Genomic DNA, 2,512 nt, shown 5'->3' with positions numbered 1-2,512 from the left:
GGACGAAACCGCTCTCGCGGTATTGGCGCTTGGGGCAATGACAGTGCATTAATTCAGCAGTGGATTTGGTGGATGGGCGCACCTGCCTGACGATTGGGGCCTTCTCAATCTGATGACAGGAGGTTCCGATGACGGACCAGTATGTGCCTGCGCTGCGCCAGCGCTTTTTCGAAGACATGCGGATCAAGGGGCTGCAGCCGAAGACGCAGACGATGTATCTGCGAGCAATGCGGGATTTCACGCGGTATCTGGGCCATTCACCTGATAGCGCGTCACCGGAGGAGCTTCGGGCGTTTCAACTGGATATGAAGGAACGCGGTGTCGGCGCGCCGACCTTCAACAATCGCCTAACGGTGCTGAGCTTCTTTTTTGCAACGACGTGCCCGCGCCCGGAGATGAAGCGGCACATGCGCTACCAGCGGGCGGCGAAGAAGATCCCCGTGGTGCTGAGCGCCGAGGAGGTCACGCGCATTCTAGAAGCGGCACCGGGACCCGGGCTGAGATACCGGGCAGCTTTCAGCGTGGCCTATGGTGGCGGGCTCAGGGCAAGCGAGGTCACCCATCTGAAGGTCGGCGACATCGACAGTGACCGGATGCTGATCCGGATCGAGCAAGGCAAGGGCCGCAAGGATCGCTATGTGATGCTGTCGCCGTCGCTTCTGGAGCTGCTGCGCGATTACTATCGCGAGGCGCGGCCCGCTGGCTGGCTGTTTCCGGGCCGCAACCGGGTCGACCCGATCTCAACCCGACAGTTCAGTCGCGCCTTCGGGGTGGCCTGCGACTTCGCGGAGATCAGGAAGAATGTGTCGCCTCATACCCTGCGGCACAGCTTTGCGACACATCTGCTGGAGGGCGGGACGGACATCCGGGTCATCCAGGTGCTGCTCGGGCACGCCAAGCTGGAGACCACGACGATTTACACCAAGGTGGCGACCAAGACGATCCAGGATGTGACCAGCCCGCTCGATCTGCTGGTGAGGCGGGAAGCGGCACCCGGCTGATCCTGGCCCGATGCCCCGCCCAAAGCTGGAGGTCGCGGATATCTTCCGCGCCTATGGGCCCGCCTATCGCCGTGAGAATGCCGGACATCTGAACCTGCCGCAGTTGAAGGTGATGTCCGCCATCGAGACCTGCCGCACCGCTGCGCTCGGCGGGCATGTCGCGGTCTGCATGAGGTGTGGTCACGAGCACATTGCCTACAACTCGTGCCGCAATCGACACTGCCCAAAGTGCCAGGGGGCCGCGTCGCGGGACTGGATGGCGGCGCGCATCGAAGACCTGCTGCCGGTCGAATACTTCCACGTCGTCTTCACTCTCCCGGCCGAGGTCGCGCAGATCGCCTATTGGAACAAGGCGGCGGTCTATGGCCTGCTGTTCAAGGCATCGACTGAGACGCTGCTGACCATCGCCGTCGATCCGAAGCATCTCGGCGCGCGGATCGGCATGACATCGGTGCTGCACACATGGGGCTCGGCAATAACCCACCACCCGCATGTGCATGTCATCGTACCAGGGGGTGGTTTGTCGGCTGACGGCACCCGGTGGATCGGTTGCCGTCCGGGGTTCTTCCTGCCGGTGAAGGTCCTGTCACGGCTGTTCCGGCGCCTGTTCCTCGAAGGGCTGGTGAGGTTGCACCAGACCGGCAAGCTCCGCTTCCTCGGTGATCTGGGGGGACTGGCAGAGCCAGACGCCTTCGCGACCCATCTCGCGCCGCTGCGCAAAACCGACTGGGTCGTCTATGCCAAACAACCCTTCGGCGGACCCGAAGCCGTGCTGGCCTATCTCAGCCGCTACACGCACCGCGTCGCCATCTCCAACCATCGCCTGGTCAGTGCCGACGAGGGCACCGTGGCGTTCCGCTGGAAAGACTACCGCATCAAGCGCGGTGATCGGATGAAGGTCATGCGCCTGCGCACAAATGAGTTCATTCGCCGGTTCCTAATCCATGTCCTGCCGCCCGGCTTCCACCGCATCCGCCATGCAGGCTTCCTCGCCAATGGCATCCGACGAGACAGGATCGAGAAGATCAGGCGCTTGTTGGATGCAGCGCCAGAACCGGCGCAGACATCAGACGAAGGGACAAGTGACGGCAACGACGAGCGGCACGCGAAACAGTCTTGCCCCAAATGCGGCGGCGCGATGGTCATCATTGAGACCTTCCTGCGCGGTCAAACACCCAAATCCCGCGCACCACCTTGGGACGATGCCGCATGATACAACACGAAAACCGGGCCCCTTCTTGCGCAGACCCCGGACCAATCAGTGCGGCCATCTCACAAAAACCTGGGCTGCATCACGCCTGTGGCGGTAACATGGGAGCCAAATTGGCCAAGTCGTATCGGGAAAATCAATTGGATTGCACAGCCTGTCATCACACAGTCGCTCACTTTGCTCATCCACCTCTGCAGCCGTAACGCACAATCCCCATAGCAACGAAATCCGCCCGCGCTTTCCTCCTTGTCAGATTTATCGCCGCTGCAGCTCGCGCTGACAGCAGCAACAAACCTTAGAC

Annotated in this window: 3 protein-coding genes; 2 read left to right on the top strand and 1 reads right to left on the bottom strand. The window is 61.9% G+C overall.

The features are described from left to right. Window positions 1-128: 128 nt before the first annotated feature. Together MUB52_RS23820 and MUB52_RS23815 are read left to right on the top strand one after the other, a co-directional pair. Entirely contained in the window at window positions 129-1,001 is an 873-nt protein-coding gene (locus MUB52_RS23820) for a tyrosine-type recombinase/integrase (RefSeq protein ID WP_263846651.1), read from the top strand. Between the two features lie 10 nt (window positions 1,002-1,011). Further along, window positions 1,012-2,214 carry an IS91 family transposase gene (locus MUB52_RS23815; protein WP_263846650.1) on the top strand — a complete coding sequence of 401 codons (1,203 nt, stop codon included), beginning with the start codon at window positions 1,012-1,014 and terminating at the stop codon, window positions 2,212-2,214. Window positions 2,215-2,273: 59 nt separating this feature from the next. On the opposite strand, the gene MUB52_RS23810 is transcribed toward MUB52_RS23815, so the two are convergent. Next, a partial coding sequence (locus tag MUB52_RS23810; protein WP_263846649.1) for a hypothetical protein occupies window positions 2,274-2,512 on the bottom strand: 239 nt, incomplete at its 5' end.

The organism is Roseobacter sinensis (assembly GCF_025755255.1).
Classification (GTDB): domain Bacteria; phylum Pseudomonadota; class Alphaproteobacteria; order Rhodobacterales; family Rhodobacteraceae; genus Roseobacter; species Roseobacter sinensis.
Note: the sequence above shows the minus strand (reverse complement) of the source record. Positions and strands in the feature narration are given on the sequence as shown.

Bases quoted from the DNA above. Each gene is read 5' to 3' on its own strand.
- MUB52_RS23820 (WP_263846651.1), top strand. From the start codon at position 129: ATGACGGACCAGTATGTGCCTGCGCTGCGCCAGCGCTTTTTCGAAGAC.
- MUB52_RS23815 (WP_263846650.1), top strand. From the start codon at position 1,012: ATGCCCCGCCCAAAGCTGGAGGTCGCGGATATCTTCCGCGCCTATGGG.